The sequence below is a fragment of the Archangium violaceum Cb vi76 genome (assembly GCF_000733295.1).
Taxonomy (GTDB): Bacteria; Myxococcota; Myxococcia; order Myxococcales; family Myxococcaceae; genus Archangium; species Archangium violaceum.
Genome location: NZ_JPMI01000171.1, coordinates 1 through 612, shown reverse-complemented (window position 1 = coordinate 612; position 612 = coordinate 1). Strand labels below are relative to the sequence as shown.

Sequence of the window (612 nt, the reverse complement as noted above, 5' to 3'; positions counted from 1 at the left end):
CAGCCTGCCACTACACAGGCTCTCCGGCATCTACGCGCGCCATGGTGTGGAGCTACGAACCTCGACGCTCTCGGACTGGGTGGCAGCGGGGGCCGATCTCCTCATGCCGCTGGCGCGAGAGGTGGGCCAGAGGGCGCTGGCCTCGCACGTGCTGCGGAGCGACGACACGCACCTGAAGGTGCTCGACAGGGAGCACCCCAATGGACTCAAGCGCGGGCACATGTGGGTGTACCTGGGGGACGCCACCTGGGCGGCCTTCGTGTACACGCCGGATTGGAAGCAGGAGGGGCCGCTGTCCTTCCTGGACGAGCGCCAGGGCTGGCTGCTGGTGGACGGGTACAAGGGCTACGACAAGCTGTTTACCCGCGAGGGTGCCACCGCGGTGGAGGTGGGGTGCTGGAGCCACTGTCGGCGCTACTTCGTCGAGGCGCTGGAAGCCGGCGACACACGGGCGGCGCTGCCGCTCTCCCTCATCGGCAAGCTCTTCGAGGTGGAGCGCGACGCCAGCGCGGCCCAGGTGGACGACGCCGAGCGGCTGCGCAGGCGCGACACGCTCTCGCGTCCCATGACGGAGCAACTGGGGCGCTGGGTGGCCGACACCTACAACGCGGA

The 612-nt window shown here is 69.4% G+C and carries 1 protein-coding gene; it reads left to right on the top strand.

The genetic code is table 11. The features are described from left to right. On the top strand, positions 1–612 hold a 612-nt coding region (locus Q664_RS25005), incomplete at both ends, for an IS66 family transposase (protein WP_043400721.1).